The sequence below is a fragment of the Bradyrhizobium sp. 22 genome (assembly GCF_000482425.1).
Lineage (GTDB): Bacteria > Pseudomonadota > Alphaproteobacteria > Rhizobiales > Xanthobacteraceae > Bradyrhizobium > Bradyrhizobium japonicum_B.
Genome location: NZ_KI519399.1, coordinates 4746619 through 4763789 on the forward strand (window position 1 = coordinate 4746619; position 17171 = coordinate 4763789).

General features: G+C 63.4%; 18 protein-coding genes. 12 read left to right on the forward strand and 6 right to left on the reverse strand.

The features are described 5' to 3' along the window. Positions 1-37 precede the first annotated feature (37 nt). From K410_RS0124310 to K410_RS0124340, 7 genes are all read left to right on the forward strand, one after another. On the forward strand, positions 38-1456 hold the full coding sequence (locus K410_RS0124310; RefSeq protein WP_028137278.1) for a circularly permuted type 2 ATP-grasp protein: 1419 nt from the start codon (positions 38-40) through the stop codon (positions 1454-1456). Between the two features lie 4 nt (positions 1457-1460). Next, positions 1461-2405 carry an alpha-E domain-containing protein gene (locus K410_RS0124315; protein ID WP_028137279.1) on the forward strand — a complete coding sequence of 315 codons (945 nt, stop codon included), beginning with the start codon at positions 1461-1463 and terminating at the stop codon, positions 2403-2405. Positions 2406-2507: 102 nt separating this feature from the next. Continuing rightward, on the forward strand, positions 2508-3356 hold the full coding sequence (locus tag K410_RS0124320) for a transglutaminase family protein (protein WP_028137280.1): 849 nt from the start codon (positions 2508-2510) through the stop codon (positions 3354-3356). Positions 3357-3419: 63 nt separating this feature from the next. After that, positions 3420-3827, forward strand: a complete 408-nt coding sequence (locus K410_RS0124325; RefSeq protein WP_028137281.1) for a carboxymuconolactone decarboxylase family protein — start codon at positions 3420-3422, stop codon at positions 3825-3827. A 192-nt stretch (positions 3828-4019) separates the two neighbouring features. Next, positions 4020-4805 carry a proteasome-type protease gene (locus tag K410_RS37200; protein ID WP_049820292.1) on the forward strand — a complete coding sequence of 262 codons (786 nt, stop codon included), beginning with the start codon at positions 4020-4022 and terminating at the stop codon, positions 4803-4805. Continuing rightward, complete coding sequence (locus K410_RS0124335; protein WP_028137282.1) at positions 4802-5560, forward strand: SDR family oxidoreductase; 759 nt, start codon at positions 4802-4804, stop codon at positions 5558-5560. Before K410_RS37200 ends, K410_RS0124335 begins: the two co-directional genes overlap by 4 nt. Before the next feature lie 281 nt (positions 5561-5841). Next, positions 5842-7092, forward strand: a complete 1251-nt coding sequence (locus K410_RS0124340; protein WP_028137283.1) for a NupC/NupG family nucleoside CNT transporter — start codon at positions 5842-5844, stop codon at positions 7090-7092. 112 nt (positions 7093-7204) lie between these two features. On the opposite strand, the gene K410_RS0124345 is transcribed toward K410_RS0124340, so the two are convergent. Both K410_RS0124345 and K410_RS37205 read right to left on the reverse strand, forming a co-directional pair. Continuing rightward, positions 7205-7717 (reverse strand): cupin domain-containing protein, encoded by a 513-nt coding sequence (locus K410_RS0124345; RefSeq protein WP_028137284.1) that lies wholly within the window; start codon positions 7715-7717, stop codon positions 7205-7207. A 152-nt stretch (positions 7718-7869) separates the two neighbouring features. Next, a complete protein-coding gene (locus tag K410_RS37205; RefSeq protein ID WP_049820194.1) occupies positions 7870-8157 on the reverse strand; it encodes an usg protein in 288 nt (95 codons plus the stop codon). 379 nt (positions 8158-8536) lie between these two features. On the opposite strand from K410_RS37205, the gene K410_RS0124355 reads away from it, so the two are divergent. After that, entirely contained in the window at positions 8537-8851 is a 315-nt protein-coding gene (locus K410_RS0124355) for a co-chaperone GroES (RefSeq protein WP_028137285.1), read from the forward strand. Positions 8852-8896: 45 nt separating this feature from the next. Next, positions 8897-10537: a chaperonin GroEL gene (gene groL / locus K410_RS0124360; RefSeq protein WP_028137286.1), complete on the forward strand. Its 1641-nt coding sequence runs from the start codon at positions 8897-8899 to the stop codon at positions 10535-10537. An 84-nt stretch (positions 10538-10621) separates the two neighbouring features. Here groL and K410_RS39780 read toward each other — a convergent pair whose 3' ends face one another. Then, entirely contained in the window at positions 10622-10762 is a 141-nt protein-coding gene (locus tag K410_RS39780; protein WP_155253571.1) for a hypothetical protein, read from the reverse strand. A gap of 124 nt (positions 10763-10886) precedes the next feature. Here K410_RS39780 and K410_RS0124370 point away from each other — a divergent pair, with 124 nt between their 5' ends. After that, a complete protein-coding gene (locus K410_RS0124370; RefSeq protein WP_155253572.1) occupies positions 10887-12665 on the forward strand; it encodes a helix-turn-helix domain-containing protein in 1779 nt (592 codons plus the stop codon). Positions 12666-12760: 95 nt separating this feature from the next. On the opposite strand, the gene lepB is transcribed toward K410_RS0124370, so the two are convergent. Both lepB and K410_RS0124380 read right to left on the reverse strand, forming a co-directional pair. Then, positions 12761-13507 carry a signal peptidase I gene (lepB, locus tag K410_RS0124375; protein ID WP_028137288.1) on the reverse strand — a complete coding sequence of 249 codons (747 nt, stop codon included), beginning with the start codon at positions 13505-13507 and terminating at the stop codon, positions 12761-12763. Positions 13508-13633: 126 nt separating this feature from the next. Next, positions 13634-14473 carry a LysR family transcriptional regulator gene (locus tag K410_RS0124380; protein ID WP_028137289.1) on the reverse strand — a complete coding sequence of 280 codons (840 nt, stop codon included), beginning with the start codon at positions 14471-14473 and terminating at the stop codon, positions 13634-13636. Positions 14474-14604: 131 nt separating this feature from the next. Here K410_RS0124380 and K410_RS0124385 point away from each other — a divergent pair, with 131 nt between their 5' ends. After that, positions 14605-15198, forward strand: a complete 594-nt coding sequence (locus K410_RS0124385) for a cysteine hydrolase family protein (RefSeq protein WP_028137290.1) — start codon at positions 14605-14607, stop codon at positions 15196-15198. A gap of 11 nt (positions 15199-15209) precedes the next feature. Then, positions 15210-15839 (forward strand): glutathione binding-like protein, encoded by a 630-nt coding sequence (locus K410_RS0124390; RefSeq protein ID WP_028137291.1) that lies wholly within the window; start codon positions 15210-15212, stop codon positions 15837-15839. Positions 15840-15846: 7 nt separating this feature from the next. Here K410_RS0124390 and K410_RS0124395 read toward each other — a convergent pair whose 3' ends face one another. Then, entirely contained in the window at positions 15847-16929 is a 1083-nt protein-coding gene (locus K410_RS0124395; protein WP_028137292.1) for a DUF2778 domain-containing protein, read from the reverse strand. Positions 16930-17171: the final 242 nt, after the last annotated feature.

The following is a 17171-nucleotide window of genomic DNA, read 5'->3' on the forward strand; positions in this document are numbered from 1 at the left end:
CAATGGCGCAACGCCTTGCGGAGACAAGTCGGGATCTATGGCAGTCGCGTTTGATGAAATGAACATTCCCGGCGGGGACCTTCGCCCCGCCTATCAGGAGCTGGCGCGCTGGCTCAAGGAGACGCCCCCCGAGGCGCTCGAATATCGCCGCCAGGAGGCCGAGCTCCTGTTCCGCCGGATCGGCATCACCTTCGCGGTCTACGGCGAGGCCGAGTCCACCGAACGCCTGATCCCCTTCGACGTCATACCGCGAATCATGTCCGGCAAGGAATGGACCCTGTTGGAGAAGGGCCTGAAGCAGCGCGTGCGCGCGCTCAACATGTTCCTGCGCGACATCTATCACAGCCGCGACATCCTCCGCGCCGAGATCGTGCCTGACGATCTGATCTTCCAGAATCCGGTGTTCCGACCTGAGATGAACGGCCAGCATGTGCCGCACGACGTCTACGTGCACATCGCCGGCATCGACATCGTCCGGGTCGACGCCGAGGACTTCATCGTGCTGGAAGACAACGCCCGCACGCCCTCGGGTGTGTCCTACATGCTGGAAAACCGCGAGATCATGATGCGGCTGTTTCCGGATCTGTTCGCCCGCCACAGAGTGGCGCCGGTCGAGCGCTATCCGGACGAGCTGCTCTCTGCCTTGCGCTCGGTCGCGCCGCTAAGTGCATCCAGCGAGCCGACGGTGGCCCTGCTCACCCCCGGCGTCTACAACTCGGCCTATTACGAGCACTCGTTCCTTGCCGACAAGCTCGGCATCGAGCTGGTCGAGGGCCGCGATCTCATCGTCAAGAACAACGAAGTGTTCATGCGGACGACGGAAGGGCTGAAGCGGGTCGATGTGATCTATCGCCGCGTCGACGACGACTTCCTCGACCCCCTCACCTTCCGGCCCGATTCCGTGCTCGGCGTGCCCGGGCTGATGTCGGCCTATGCGGCCGGCAACATCACCCTCGCCAATGCCGTCGGCACCGGGATCGCCGACGACAAGGCGATCTACTCCTACATGCCGGACATCGTGAAATTCTATCTCGGCGAGGAGCCGATCCTGAAGAACGTACCGACCTGGCGCTGCCGTGAGCCGAAGGATCTGGCCTACGTGCTGGACAATCTGAGCGAGCTCGTCGTCAAGGAAGTCCACGGCTCCGGCGGTTACGGCATGCTGATCGGCCCCGCTGCGACGAAAGCGACGATCGAAGCGTTCCGCGACAAGCTCAAGCGCGAGCCGGAGGGTTTCATCGCGCAGCCGACGCTGGCGCTTTCGACCTGCCCGACCTGCACCGCATCCGGCCTCGCACCGCGCCATGTCGATCTTCGGCCCTTCGTGCTCACGGGCAGCAAGAGCACGACCATCGTGCCGGGCGGCCTGACACGTGTTGCGCTGAAGGAAGGCTCCCTGGTGGTGAATTCGAGCCAGGGCGGCGGCACCAAAGACACCTGGATCCTGGACGAGTAGACAGATGCTGTCGCGTACCGCCGAAAACCTCTACTGGCTCGCCCGCTACGTCGAACGGGCCGAATATCTCGCGCGCACCATCGACGCAACGCTGCGCGTCACCGCGCTTCCCGCCGCCTATATCGGCAAGACCAACGAATGGGACTCGGCGCTGCTCACCGCCGGCGTCGCCGCCAGCTTCTACCAGACCTATGAGGAAGCCAACGAGCACAACGTCGTCGAATACCTCTCGTTCTCCGCGGACAATCCGTCCTCGATCAGGAACTGCATCGAGGCGGCGCGGCTGAACTCGCGTTCGGTGCGCACCGCGCTGACCAGCGAGATGTGGGACACCATCAACTCGGCCTGGATCGAGCTTCAGGCGGTGTGGAGCAAGGGCACCTCGACGCGCGAGGAACTCGCAAGATTCCTCCGCTTCGTGCAGGAGACCTCGCTGCGCTTCGACGGTTCTGCCTACCGGACCATGCTGCGCAACGACGCCTATTGGTTCTCGCGGATGGGCGTGCACCTGGAGCGCGCCGACAACACCGCGCGCATTCTCGACGTGAAATATCACGTGCTGCTGCCCGAGGAGGAGCATGTCGGCGGCCCGCTCGACTTCTACCAGTGGAGCTCAATCCTGCGCTCGGTGTCGGCGCTGACCGCCTATCACTGGGTCTATCGCGAGACGCTGAAACCCTGGCTGATCGCGGACCTGCTCATCCTCAACGACACGCTGCCGCGCTCGCTAGCCAGCTGCTATGGCAATCTCGTGCGCAACCTCGACCAGATCGGCGTCGCCTATGGCCGCCAGGGCGCGGCCCAGCGCCACGCCCGCGGCATCCGCAACCGGCTGGAGCACAGCAACATGAACGACATTTTCCAGCACGGCGTGCATGAATTCATTCAGGAATTCATCACGGACAATTCCAGGCTGGGCGAAATCATCACGAAGCAGTATTTGATCTGACCCACGCTGTCGTTCCGGGATGGTCCGAAGGACCAGACCCGGAACCTCGAGATTCCGGGCTCGGTCCTGCGGACCGCCCCGGAATGACGGAATCAAACCACCATGCGCCTGCGAATCCTGCACACCACGACCTATCGCTACGAGCCGCCGGCCACGAGCGTGATCCAGATCCTGCGCATGACGCCCGGCAGCCATGACGGGCAATATGTGGCGGAATGGCAGATCGACGTCTCCACCGACACCAAGCTCGACACGCATGAGGATGCGTTCGGCAACGTCACCCATGTGCTGTCCTGCGGGCCGGTCGGCGACATCCAGATCACCGCCGAAGGGCTGATCGAGACCCACGATACCGGCGGCGTGCTGCGCGGCACCGACGAACGCTTTCCGGTGGGCATGTTCCTGCGCTCGACCGATCTCACCTCCGTCAATCCGGCGATGACGGCGGTGGCGCGTCAGTTGCGCAGCGAGGCCGAGAGCGACACGCTCGGCTTCCTGCATACGCTGATGACCGAGATTGCCGACCACATGACCTTCGACGAGGACCCGACCCATAGCGGCACCTCGGCGGCGGAGGCATTCACGCTCAAGCGCGGGGTGTGCCAGGACTACGCGCACATCTTCATTGCCTGCGCCCGCGCCGGCGGCGTGCCGGCGCGCTTCGTCTCCGGTCACTTCCTGCGCGCGGACGGTCTGTTGCATCAGGACGCCGGGCACGCCTGGGCGGAAGCCTTCGTGCCCGACCTCGGCTGGGTCGGCTTCGATCCCGCCAACAGCATCTGCGCCACCGACGCCCATGTCCGCGTCGCGATCGGGCTCGACTATCTCGGCGCGGCCCCGGTGCGCGGCACCCGCTACGGCGGCGGCACGGAGACGCTGACGGTGGCCGTGAAGGTCGAGCAGGCCGGCCGCGGCGGGCCGTCGCAATCGCAATCCCAGCGGCAGAGCTAACCGCAGCCGTCGGATCGCATCAGCCATGCTACACTCGCGGGACCAGCCCTCCGCGAGGTACCCATGGCCACTGTAAAACTGCTTTCGGACGATGAGCTCTCCCCTGAAGCGCGCGCCGTCTTCGACGATATCCGCAAGGTGCGAAAGTCGGACTTCGTCAACAATTTCTGGCGCGCGCTGGCGCATGATCCGAAGACGTTGCGGCGGACCTGGGAGAGCATCAAGGAGGTGATGGCGCCCGGTGCGCTCGATCCCAAGGTCAAGGAAATGCTTTACGTGGCGGTTTCGATCGCACATGGCTGCAGCTATTGCATTCATTCGCACACCGCCGCTGCGCGCGCCAAGGGCATGAGCGAGGCCGAATATGCCGAGATGCTCGCCATCGTCGGCATGGCCGCGGAGACCAACCGCCTGGTGACGGCGCTCGGCGTGCCGGTGGACGAGGCGTTTCTTGTTGATGCCGGCGAATAAGCTGCCGTCTCACGCCGTCATTCCGGGGCGCGCGCAGCGCGAGCCCGGAATCCATCGGGCCTCATAATTCGTCGATGAATGGATTCCGGGCTCGCGACTTCGTCGCGCCCCGGAATGACGGTTGGAATCGGGGGTTTCATGCCTCCTTGAAATTGGCTAGTAATTCCGCGCAAACGCGTTCGGGGAATGGAAATGACCTATTGCTGCGGAATTCTGGTTCGGGACGGTCTGGTGATGATCGCCGACACCCGCACCAATGCCGGCCTCGACAACGTCTCCACGTTCCGCAAGCTCCACATCTTCTCCAAGCCCGGCGAGCGCATCATGGCGATCGCCAGCGCCGGCAACCTCGCCATCAGCCAGTCGGTGCTCTCCACGCTGACCGAAGGCCTGGAGGACCCCAACACGGGCGAGCTCGAAACGCTGATGAACGCGCCGACCATGTTCCAGGCCGCCCAGCGCATCGGCCGGGCGATCCGGGCGGTGCACGCCACCGAAGGCCCTGCCTTGAAGTCCGAGGACGTGTCCTTCGACGTCTCCTTCCTGTTCGGCGGCCAGATCAAGGGCTCGCGGATGCGCCTGTTCATGGTCTACACCGCCGGCAATTTCATCGAGTGCACCACCGACACGCCCTATTTGCAGATCGGCGAGCACAAATACGGCAAGCCGGTGCTCGACCGCGCCATGCATTACGACGTCGAGCTCTACGAGGCGCTGAAGACCGGCCTGATCTCGATGGACTCGACGATGCGCTCCAATCTCGGCGTCGGCCTTCCCATCGACGTGCTGGTGGTGCGGTCGGACGCCTGCGAGGCCGACCTCAACCACCGCATCGAGGCGGGCGAGCCCTATTTCCACGACCTGCGCTCGCGCTGGTCGGCGGCGCTGCGCGCAGCGCATCAGAACATTCCGCGGCCGCCCTACAAAACGAAAAAGAGCCAAAAACCTGACAACATGAGCAAAGGCAGGAAACGATGAGCGAAGCAAAAAAGATCGCATTGGTGACGGGCGCCGGCACCGGAGTCGGGCGCGCGGCCTCGCTGGCGCTGATGAATACCGGCTTCACCGTCGTGCTCGCGGGGCGCCGGCTCGACATGCTCGAGGAGACCGCAAAGCTCGGCCCGGCAGGAAAAAGCCTGTGCGTCACCGCCGACATGACCAAGCCGGATTCCATCGCCGCGCTGTTCGACAAGGTGAAGGCGACCTATGGCCGGCTCGACGTGCTCTTCAACAATGCCGGCATGGGCGCGCCCGCCGTGCCGTTCGAGGACCTCAGCCTCGAGCAATGGCAGGCGGTGGTGAACACCAACCTCACCGGGCCGTTCCTGTGCACCCAGCACGCCTTCCGCATCATGAAGGACCAGACCCCGCGCGGCGGCCGCATCATCAACAACGGCTCGATCTCGGCGCATGCGCCGCGGCCGTTCTCGGCCGCCTACACCTCGACCAAGCACGCCATCACCGGCCTGACCAAGGCCAGCAATCTCGACGGCCGCATGTACGACATCGCGGTCGGCCAGGTCGACATCGGCAATGCCGCGACCCCGATGACCGATCGCATGGTCAACGGTCCCGGCGTGCTGCAGCCGGACGGCACCACCAAGCACGAGCCGCGCATGGATGCCAAGGCGGTCGGCGACGCCGTCGCCTACATGGCCGGCCTGCCGCTCGATGCCAACGTGCTGACCATGACGGTGATGGCGACGAAGATGCCGTTCGTGGGGCGGGGCTGACCCAAAATTGCGAAAACAACCCCATGCACAGTAGGGATCTCATTGATTCCTTTGTGCTGGGTCTCGTGCCCCGGACGCAGCGCGGCATGCAATGACGCGCTGCTGAGCCGGGGCCCATGCCTCCGCGATCTCGCGCTTGGTCGTCTGGGTCCCGGCCCTGCGCCGCAACGCTGATGCGTTGCGGCTTGTCCGGGACACGAGAGCATCTCGGACTTCCGCGCCCAACGGCATTGCCTTTGCAAGGCCGGTGCGGCCATAATTGCCGAGGGTTCGGGGACATCATGCTGCGGCTGCAATCGGCACTCGGCATTTTCGCACTGCTGTTGATCGCCTTGGTGCTGAGCGAGAACCGTCGCGCGGTCTCGCTGCGGCAGGCGGCGATCGGCCTCGCCGCGACCTTCGTCACCGCCCTCGTGCTGCTGAAGCTGCCGATCGTCGCGCACGCCTTTGGCACCATCAACGACGCGGTCGGCGCGATCTCCGCGGCCTCGCGCGCCGGATCCGCCTTCGTGTTCGGCTATATCGGCGGCGGGCCCCTGCCCTTCGACGTCAAGGTGCCGGGCGCAGATTTCATCCTGGCGTTCCAGGCGCTGCCGATCGTGCTGGTCATGAGCGTGCTGACGACGCTGCTGTTCCACTGGCGCGTGCTGCCGCCGATCGTGCGCGGCATGGCCTGGCTGCTGGAGCGGACGCTCGGCGTCGGCGGCGCGGTGGGCCTGTCGACCGCCGCCAACGTCTTTCTCGGCATGGTCGAGGCCCCGCTGTTCGTGCGGCCGTATCTGGCACAGATGACGCGCAGCGAATTGTTCCTGGTGATGACCGGCGGCATGGCGGGCATCGCCGGCACCGTGCTGGTGCTCTATGCGACGCTGCTGGCGCCTCTCATCCCCGATGCCGCCGCGCATTTCGTCATCGCGTCCGTGCTGGGCGCGCCGGCCGCGATCCTCATCAGCCTGATCATGGTGCCTGAAATCTCGGACAAGCGCACCGGCGGCACGCTTGAAGATCCCGAAATGGAAATGTCGGGCACGATGGACGCGATCGTGAAAGGCACCACCGCCGGCCTCGAACTGCTGCTCAACATCGTCGCCATGCTGCTGGTGCTGGTGGCGCTGGTCTATCTCGTCAACGCCACGCTCGGCCTGCTGCCTCATGTCGGCGGTGCCGCGATCTCGCTGCAGCGTCTGCTTGGCCTCGTCATGGCGCCGGTGTGCTGGCTGATGGGATTGCCGTGGGATCAAGCGGTCACCGCCGGCAGCCTGATGGGCACCAAGACCGTGCTCAACGAATTGATCGCCTATGTCGACTTCTCGAAGCTGCCGCCCGGCGCGCTCGATCCGCGCTCGCGCCTGATCATGCTCTACGCGATGTGCGGCTTCGCCAATTTCGCCAGCCTCGGCATCATGGTCGGTGGCTTGGGAGTGATGGCGCCGGAGCGGCGCGAGGAGATCAACGCGCTCGGGCTGAAGTCGATCGTGTCGGGGACGCTGACCACGTGTCTGATGGGCGCGGTGGTGGGGGTGGTGGCGTGATCTTCACTCGTCATTCCGGGGTGCCGCGTAGCGGCGAGCCCGGAATCCACTTTACGGCACGCGGTGTCGTCCGATGGATTCCGGGGCGCGCCACGCGCGCCCCGGAATGACGTCAAGCCTTCAACTCTACCGTCTTGAATTCCGCCGGCAGGATCACCTCCAAGAGCTCGACGTCGTCGGAGTAATCCAGGATCATGTGCTTGATCTTCGGCGGCTGGGTCCAGGCGCTGCCTTCCTTCATCAGCGTCTCGCCCTGCCCGTCCATGTAGGTCTTCACCCAGCCCTTGAGCACGTAGACCATCTGGAATTCGACGTCGTGGAAGTGCAGCTTGGAGACCTCGGCGGGATTGCACGGGCCCTGCAGGCGGATCACATGCGCCTGCGCAAGACCGTGGGTCGCCTCGGCAATGCCGAGGTCGCGGTATTTCGCGTAGGCGCGCAGGCCGTCGGCCTTGAAGTCTTCCTCGCGGTGATGGCTGATGGCGATGCGTTGCCGCGGGCGCGCGGGCTTTTTCGGAGCCAGAGCCGCCGGCTGCTTGACCGGCACGCGCACAGCGGCCTTGGCGCTGCTTCGCTTCCGGGCAACGGCTTGCACCGCACCGCGCGATTTGGTCTTCGTGGCCATTGGGTGCCTCCCCTGTTGTTATTCCGGGAGGCTAGCACGGAAACGGGTCGCGTGGCGTGCGCAAAGCGAGGCGTACCCACCGTTGAGGATCGCGAGAGGTCGCGGGCACGGCGCGGACGCGCCTTTGCCCGCCCTATGGCACCGTCTGCATTTCAATGCAGCCGGAACACGCCGTCCACGGCGCGCAGCTCGGCCGGCTTGATCAGCTTGGAATGCGCCACGGTGACCGAATGGAGGGGGCCGTCGAGCTTCTCCTGCCAGAACGCCAGGAAATCCTTCAGCGCTGGGAATTTCGGAAACATGTCGTAGTTCTGCCAGACGTAGGTCTGAAGCAGCGAGGGATGATCCGGCATCCGATAGAGGATCTGTGCCGTCGTCAGCCCGTAACCCAGCATCTGTTTCCGGAAATCCTCGGAAACGGCCCCATTCCGCAGTCCCATGCCAAACCTCCTTTGCAGGAGCGCATTCAAGGGGCGGCTTGGTCGGTGTGCGCCTTACGAGCCACCCGGTACTGATGCGCTCACATGAGAGAAATGTGACGCAAACTGACAATTCATCTCAAGCCCAAAAGTTTAACAAGCTGTTGAAATTCAACGCGTTAGCAGCAGAGAAGACTCCGTGCTAATACGGGCGCGAGGCTCGGTTAACGATGGCGCGAGAAGCTGGCAATCCGCGCTTCCGAGTGCTGATTTTTTTGCTACAAACCCTTGCCCCCGCAAAATTCCTGTCCTATTTCAACTCCGCGCGTGCTAGCACTCGCGGGCACCGACTGCTAACAATCTCAAAACCTCAACCCGAGCAAATGCTTAGGAGGACTGCATGAAATTCCGTCCGCTTCACGACCGCGTCGTGGTCAAGCGCATCGACGCAGAAGAGAAGACCGCTGGCGGCATCATCATTCCCGACACTGCCAAGGAAAAGCCCTCCCAGGGCGAAATCGTCGCTGTTGGCCCGGGTGGCCGCGACGAGTCCGGCAAGCTGATCCCGATCGACCTGAAGGTCGGCGACCGCGTGCTGTTCGGCAAGTGGTCCGGCACCGAGGTCAAGATCGACGGCCAGGACCTGCTGATCATGAAGGAGAGCGACGTGATGGGCGTTCTCGAAGTCAGCGAGTCCAAGAAGAAGGCGGCTTAAGAGCCCCTCTCCTCCCTCCAGTCAAACATCCAAGGAAAAATCCAGATGGCAGCCAAAGAAGTCAAATTCTCGGTTGATGCGCGCGACAAGATGCTGCGCGGCGTCGACATCCTCGCCAACGCGGTGAAGGTCACGCTCGGCCCGAAGGGCCGCAACGTCGTGCTCGACAAGTCGTTCGGCGCTCCCCGCATCACCAAGGACGGCGTCACCGTCGCCAAGGAGATCGAGCTCGAGGACAAGTTCGAGAACATGGGCGCCCAGATGGTGCGCGAAGTCGCCTCCAAGTCCGCTGACGCGGCCGGCGACGGCACCACCACCGCCACCGTGCTGGCCCAGGCCATCGTGCGCGAAGGCGCCAAGTCGGTCGCCGCCGGCATGAACCCGATGGACCTCAAGCGCGGTATCGACCTCGCGGTCGAGGCCGTCGTTGCGGACCTGCAGAAGAACTCCAAGAAGGTCACCTCGAACGAGGAGATCGCCCAGGTCGGCACCATCTCGGCCAACGGCGACCAGGAGATCGGCAAGTTCCTCTCCGACGCCATGAAGAAGGTCGGCAACGAGGGTGTCATCACCGTCGAGGAAGCCAAGTCGCTCGAGACCGAGCTCGACGTCGTCGAGGGCATGCAGTTCGACCGCGGCTACATCTCGCCCTACTTCGTCACCAACGCCGACAAGATGCGCGTTGAAATGGACGACGCCTACATCCTCATCAACGAGAAGAAGCTCTCCTCGCTGAATGAGCTGCTGCCGCTGCTCGAGGCCGTGGTGCAGACCGGCAAGCCGCTGGTCATCGTCGCCGAGGACGTCGAAGGCGAAGCGCTCGCGACCCTGGTCGTGAACCGCCTGCGCGGCGGCCTCAAGGTCGCGGCCGTCAAGGCGCCGGGCTTCGGCGATCGCCGCAAGGCCATGCTGCAGGACATCGCGATCCTGACCGGCGGCCAGGCGATCTCGGAAGACCTCGGCATCAAGCTCGAGAACGTCACGCTCAACATGCTCGGTCGCGCCAAGAAGGTGATGATCGACAAGGAGAACACCACGATCGTCAACGGCGCCGGCAAGAAGGCCGACATCGAGGCGCGCGTGGCGCAGATCAAGGCGCAGATCGAGGAGACCACCTCGGACTACGATCGCGAGAAGCTCCAGGAGCGTCTGGCCAAGCTCGCCGGCGGCGTCGCGGTGATCCGCGTCGGCGGCGCGACCGAGGTCGAGGTGAAGGAGCGCAAGGATCGCGTTGATGACGCGATGCATGCGACCCGCGCGGCCGTGGAAGAAGGCATCGTTCCGGGCGGCGGCGTCGCCCTGCTCCGTGCCTCCGAGCAGCTCAAGGGCCTGCGCACCAAGAACGACGACCAGAAGACCGGCGTCGAGATCGTGCGCAAGGCGCTGTCGGCTCCCGCCCGCCAGATCGCGATCAACGCCGGTGAAGACGGCTCGGTCATCGTCGGCAAGATCCTGGAGAACAAGGCCTACAATTACGGCTTCGACTCCCAGACCGGCGAATATGCCGACCTCGTCAAGAAGGGCATCATCGACCCGACCAAGGTGGTCCGTACCGCGATCCAGAACGCAGCCTCGGTTGCAGCCCTGCTGATCACCACGGAAGCCATGGTCGCCGAGCTGCCCAAGAAGGCCGGCGCCGGCCCGGCCATGCCCCCCGGCGGCGGCATGGGCGGCATGGACTTCTGATCCAGCCGTTCAGGCACGGATACGAATGCGAAACCCCGGCAGCGATGCCGGGGTTTTCTTTGGGGGGCGTTACTAGCGTTGCCGTCAAGCCTCGCCAATCTCTGACAGCGCCATCAACGCCCCGGCAAAGGCTACGATTGCAGCTGCCAGCGCCATATTCGCCTGTATAAATGAGAAAAGCTGTAGACCGGCGGCTATTGCCGCCAAATGCTTGCTCTGTATCATGAAGCAATCCTGTGTTTGTGATTGCCGTCCGGACGACATTTTGTTGCGCCTAGATACGTTACAGGCGCCGCGACCGGAAAACGTGCGGCCCAGCTGCGCATAATATGCGGAGTAAATGCGGTATATGCCCCACCCCACTTTTGGCGCAGCTCTAGGAAAGCTCATCTACCAGAAGCGCAAGGCGCTCGGCCTTACGCAACTGCAGTTGGCCGAAGATGCATTTCAAACGCAAGCGAAGGTTAGGCGCGTCATCGAGCTCGAGAAAGGCACGGTCGCCAATCCCCATCCAAAAACGATCGATCCGATTATCGCAGTTCTACAGATCACCGAGGAGGAGCTTGAGGCGTGTGCCAAAGGCACCGACTTCCAGCCTGATCGCGAACTAGACCGCGCCTACCGGGAAGCTCGTAATCTAATCGAGGCAATATCGAGACAATTTGAGCATTCAAATCCACAAGCCAGCTTAGCAGAAGTGGACGACTTCCTGCGGCAAAAAGCGAGGGAGTGGGCGGAACTGCGAGCTCGCATACAAGCGATTGAGTCCACGGATAGCAAACTCGCAAATTTTACTACTGCCGCCTCTCACGCTCTTGCTGAAGGCAACTTTGAAGAAGTCGACGCTTTGCTCGCGCAAGCAGAAGATTTTCAACAACAGGAACGCACGCTCACCGAAGTGCGTAAGCAAGCTCAGATCAGAATCACACGCGGCGATACCAGCCTTTTGAAGGGTGACTTCGATGCGGCTAAGATTCATTATCGTCAGGCGGCGCAGTTCTTCGAGCCCTTCGATCAAAGCGAAATGGTCTACATTTTGGACGAGATCGCCGGGCACCTCTATGAAGTGGGACGGCGCTCCACTAATCCTCCGTTCTTAATTGCAGCCGATTTGCTTGAAGCAGCACTCAGAACTGAGCTAGTCCAGAATGATCCAGAAGAGCGAGCCAAGCTCTACTTTCGTCTTGGCCTTATCTATCGCAACGCTAGCATTACCGCCACATTGAGCGAACTTGCTGCTGAATTCATAGACAAAGCGATTGACTGCAATCGAAAATCTCTCGCAGCTTTACCAGACACACCCGACGCAAATCGGCTCGCATCCGCAAAAGTGGGACTAAGCAATTGCCTCCTGCAAAAAGGTCGTGAAACTCGAAGCCCAGAGATCATCGGTGATGCCATCGGGATCCTAATCGAAATACGACAACTCTTGCATGGAATCCCTGAGGCTCTCGAAGTGTTGGGTACTACTTGCAATGCGCTCGGAAACGCCTTCATGGAGAACTATCAACTGCAGAACCCCGAGCTTCAAGACCAATCTCTTTTGGACACGGCACTCGAAGCGTATAACGCTGCATTAGAAGCAGCCTCTAGATCATCGGATGCTAGCGTCTGGGGAACCGCGAAGGCGAATTGCGGAGTTGTACTGGCGACCAAAGCTAGAATGCAAGGGATCGAATCTGAAGCAGCGCGCTTTTTGCGCGTCCAAGCCATCTCCGCATATTTGGCTTCGATCGAAACTTTTCCAGAAGTCTCGTTTCCGATGCCCTTCGCCGAAGCTCACAAATCTCTGTCAGATCTCTTTTTCGATCAGTCCGTCGCTACGGACGATGAACTCAAGGAATTCTACCTGTTTCGTGCAATAGCATCGTCCAATTCAGCTGGTGAAATATTCAGCAAGGAGCGCTACCCAGATGATTGGGCGCATATTCAGACACAGCTTGGACGAATATTTCTATACCATGCAACGCTACGTGACGACACGTTAGTTACGGACCTCAACCAAGCGAAGGAACACTTTCAAGAGGCGCTCAAGATATTCCAGACAAGTAACGACGAGGTAGAAATCGAATTCTGCCACGAACGCCTCAAATACATTGATGAGCAGCTTGAAGATCGAGAGAATTAAGAATTGCGGCGTTCTCGAACGCTGTAATCGCATCAGTCATTTGACTAAGGCTACCACCTTTGACCGGTTGGCCGTTGCTCGACGAACGATGCCCCCTACTCCACCTTGCCCATCCGCTCGAAGCGCGGCTCGTCGTCTTCGTCGATTGACCAGATGATCCGCGTAACCTTGCCGATCAAATTGTCCATCGGCACGAAACCGAATGTCGACATGCGACTGTCGGTGGAATTGTCGCGGTTGTCGCCGAGCACGAAGAAGTGGCCCGGCGGCACCGTGAAGACGGCGGTATTGTCCAGGAAACCGTCGTCGTCGCAATCGATGGTGACATAGAACGCGCCGCTTGGCAGCGTCTCGCGCCAGCGCTTGACCTTCGCCTCGTCGTCGCCGCCACAGGCTGAGCCGGCGGGCTTCGCCTCCAGGGCGACGCGCGTCACCGGACGGTCGTTGAGGACGAGGCGGCCCTGCCGCATCTGGATGCGGTCGCCGGGCAGCCCGACCACGCGCTTGACGTAGTCGACCGAATTGTCCTTCGCCGTCCGGAACACGACGATGTCGCCGTATTCCGGGTCGGCGGCAAGGACGCGGCCCGAGATCCAGGATGGCGCGAACGGGAGGGAATAGCGGCCGTAGCCGTAGGCGTATTTCGCGGCGAAGACGTAGTCGCCGACCAGCAGCGTCGGCGCCATCGAACCCGAGGGGATGCTGAACGGCTGGTACAGGACGAAGCGAAACAGGAGCAGCGGCGACCACAGCACCGGGACCAGCAGGATCAGGATGAGAATCGCCTTCCATTCCCGCGACTGGGCTCGCGAGGGCCGGATGGTTTGCGAAAGAGTGGTCATGTGCTTGCCCCGGTCAGGTCCTCACGAGATTACGCAACCTTGGCGCGCACGCAATCCCTGCTCCGTGATCTTGGTCGCGCCTCGCGCGCACCGCGTTCAATGCGAAGGCCTTGAACGTCGCCGCCGTCAGAGCTGCGAGACTTCCTTGAAGCAGTGCCTGACCCAATCGATCGTCACGCGGGTGGCCGCGTCGCGCTTGAGATGGTTCTGCACCAGGAGCCAGACGTCGCGCCGTTTCGACAACAGCGTGGCACGCAGGCCGCGGTCGGCGAGCAGCGCGGTGCAGCTGTGCTCGGGCAGCACGCCAACGGCCTGGTGCGACTGGATCATGGTCCGGATGATCCGGACATTGTCGGTAACGCAGCGGACGTTCGTCAGCCGCTTCGCGCGCAGGAACTGCGCTTCCGGAATGCTGTCGAGCTCGTCCGGATAGACGCAGGCGATCGGCTCGCCGCCGGAGCGGTCGGCGGGCTCGAAGAAATACAGCCTGACATCGCCGAGCTTGGAGATGGTGAAGTCGCCCTTCTCCGGCTTGCGCAGGCGGATGGCGAGGTCGGCCTGCCAGCGCGAGAATTTCACGTTGCCGCTGGAGGTGAGGAATTGCAGGGTCAGGCCGGGATGATCGCGCAGGAAGCTGCTGGCCCGCGGCGCCAGCAGCTCTTCGGCGACCGCGTTGGTCGAGGCGATGCGCAGGCGCCCGACCGGGCCCGGCTGGCTCTCCTTGATGCGATCGATCGCGGCGGCGTGGGCGGCCATCGCCCCGACATGTTCGAGCACCGCCTCGCAGTGGCGCGTCGGCCGCCGCAGCCCGTCCACCGCATCGAACAGCGGCACGCCGAGATCGCGCTGGATCCGCGCCAGCCGGCGGCCGACCGTGGTCTCGTCGATGCGCAGCCGCGCGCTGGCGCCGGCATAAGTGCCCTCGTCCCTCACCGCAGCAATGATGCGCAGATCGTCCCAGTTCATTGCGGCGAGCCTAGCAGGCGACGCCGCGCCCTGCAAATTCGCAGCCATAAGCTGCAATAGTCCTGCACAATGGCAGGCCGTCGTTGCGTTAATGTCGCGCCCATCCGCTATCCTCTTAAGGCCTGACCCGCATGACCGCTCCGAAGACCCTGCTCGAACTCGCCGGCGCCGATCTCGATCCGCCGAAGCTCCACGAGGCCTGCCTCGTGCTGATCGACATTCAGAACGAATATTGCGCCGGTCCGCTGGCCCTGCCCGATGCGCAACCCGCGATCGCCGCGGCGGCGCGCTTGCTGGCCCGGGCACGGGAGAGCGGCACCGCGATCTTCCATGTCGCGCACAAGGGCCGCGCCGGCGGCCTGTTCGACCGCGAAGCCGCGCGCGGCGCGATCGTTGAGCGCCTGACACCGCTCGCGAGCGAGCCCGTGATCGAGAAGGCGCTGCCGAACTCGTTCGCCGGCACCGACCTGCAAGCACGCCTTGCCGCAACCGGGCGCAAGAACATCGTGCTGGCCGGCTTCATGACCCACATGTGCGTCTCCTCGACCGCCCGCGCCGCGCTCGATCTCGGCCTGCGCACGACGATCGCCGCCGATGCCTGCGCCACCCGCGACCTGCCGGACGGCCGCGGCGGCACGCTGGATGCCCGGACCATTCACGAGGTCGCGCTGGCCGAGCTCGCCGACCGCTTCGCGATCATCGCGCAGAGCGATGCGCTGACCTGACGGAGCCGGCCATGCTGCAACTCTATTTCTTTCCGATGGCCTGCTCGCTCTCGAGCCGCATCGCGCTGATGGAGGCCGGCATCGAGGCGGAATATCACCTCGCCCATATCTGGACCAAGCGGATCGTGGACGACGGCAGCGATTTCCGCGACCTGTCGCCGAAGGGCGCGGTGCCGGTTCTGGTGCTGGAGAACGGCGAACGGCTGACCGAGAGCGCGGCCGTGCTGCAATACATCGCCGACGTGAAGCCGGAGGCCCGCCTTGCGCCTGACAACGGCGAGCCCGCTCGCTATCGCCTCCAGGAATGGCTGAGCTTCGTCGGCGCCGAGATCCACAAGGCGTTCCTGTTTCCGACCTTCTGGTACAAGGACGACGGCTCGCTCGCCAAGCCGCGCGCAAGGATCACGCAGACCTTGTCGGTGCCATCTGCGCATCTGGCGGAGCGCGAATTCCTCGTCGGCAACAGCTTCACGGTGGCGGATGCGCACCTCACCTGGGCCTTGCTGCTGCTGCGTCCCGCGGGAATCGACATCGCGCAATGGCCGGCGCTGTCGGCCTATCTCGCGCGCATGCAGGCGCGCCCCGCCGTGCGGGAGGCGATCGCGACCGAGATGGCGCTGCGCAAGACCATGGCGGCGTGAGCGCGCCTCACTCCACCCGCGCCAGCACCGCGAGCTTGCGGATGCCCTTGTTGCGGTAGGCGTCGAGGAACGCATAATAGTCCTTGAACGACACGCAGCCGTTGGAATCGCCGCCCGGCCCGAGCATGAAGGTGTGCGCGAGCAGGCCGTCGCGGCCGTAGATCGCGCTCTCGCCTCCGATCGGGGTCAGGCGCAACGCCGGCACGCCGTGGAACAGCGCCTCGCGCGGCTTCAGCGTGTAGATGTGGGGCGGAGTCACACCGCGCATGCGCAGGCGGCGCGAGCTCGGATCGTCGCGGTTGGCGCCAAGGCCGGAATGCGCCTCGAGCCTGGTGCCGTCGGGCAGATACACCGTCTTGGCCATGATGTCGTAGACCGCGGTGTCGCGCTCATAGGGCGGCGCGCCGCCGAGCATCGGATTCTGCTCCTTCGGCGCGATGGCAGCGGTGATGCTGGCATCGGCCGAGGCATAGGCGAGCAGCCCGCCGGACGGCTCACGCTTGCCCCAGAGCTTTTCCACCATCGACTGGCGCGGCCCGGTGATCGACATCACCGCAGCCTTGGCGCGGTCCGCGAACGATGTCTTCGCTTCAGGCGCCGGCACGATCTGGGCCGGATCGGCCGAGGCGAGCTGGATCTGGGCATCCGGAGCACGCTTGGCCTTGTCGGTTGTCTTGTCAGTGGCGGTCTTGGCCGGAGCCGCCGGCTTCAGCGCTTCGGCGACCTTCGCGATCACGCTCTGCTTCGGCGCGTCCTTGGCCACCGCGACCTGGGTGGACGGCACGGCGCTCGCTGCATTCGAGGGCACGCCTTGCGTCGCGGCCGCAGCGAAGCGCTCGTTGAACATCTCCCGCGAGATCGGGGCTGTGACCTGCAATCGGTCGGGCAGCAGCGCGAAGGCTTCCTTGATGGCATCGCCTGCCTCGCGCAGCACGACCTTGGGTGCCCGCTTGATCACCGGCTCGTCGTAGCCGATGCCGCCCATGGTCGGGTAGACGCTCGCGCCGAAGACGTTGCTGTAGATGGTCCAGCCGGCGCCCATCACGACGCAGCCGATCGCCGCGGCGCCAAGCCAATTAATCGTGGTCATTTGCCGGGAAGATTTCCGCGAATGGCTTTGCGAGAAATTTTTCGACTTCCGTGCCGCGTTACTCGGCGCAGCGATACTCGTACTCATTCGCCTTGCGTCCAGGACGGTGTCACTCAGTCCCCCTTCAAAGTGCCGCTGGTCACGATCCGGGAACAGCATCTCGCAGAGGGTCGGAGCGTCATTAAGGCGACTTTTAGTTAAATGCGGATTAAGTTCGGGCAGATGTGAGGCGGCTCGTCAAC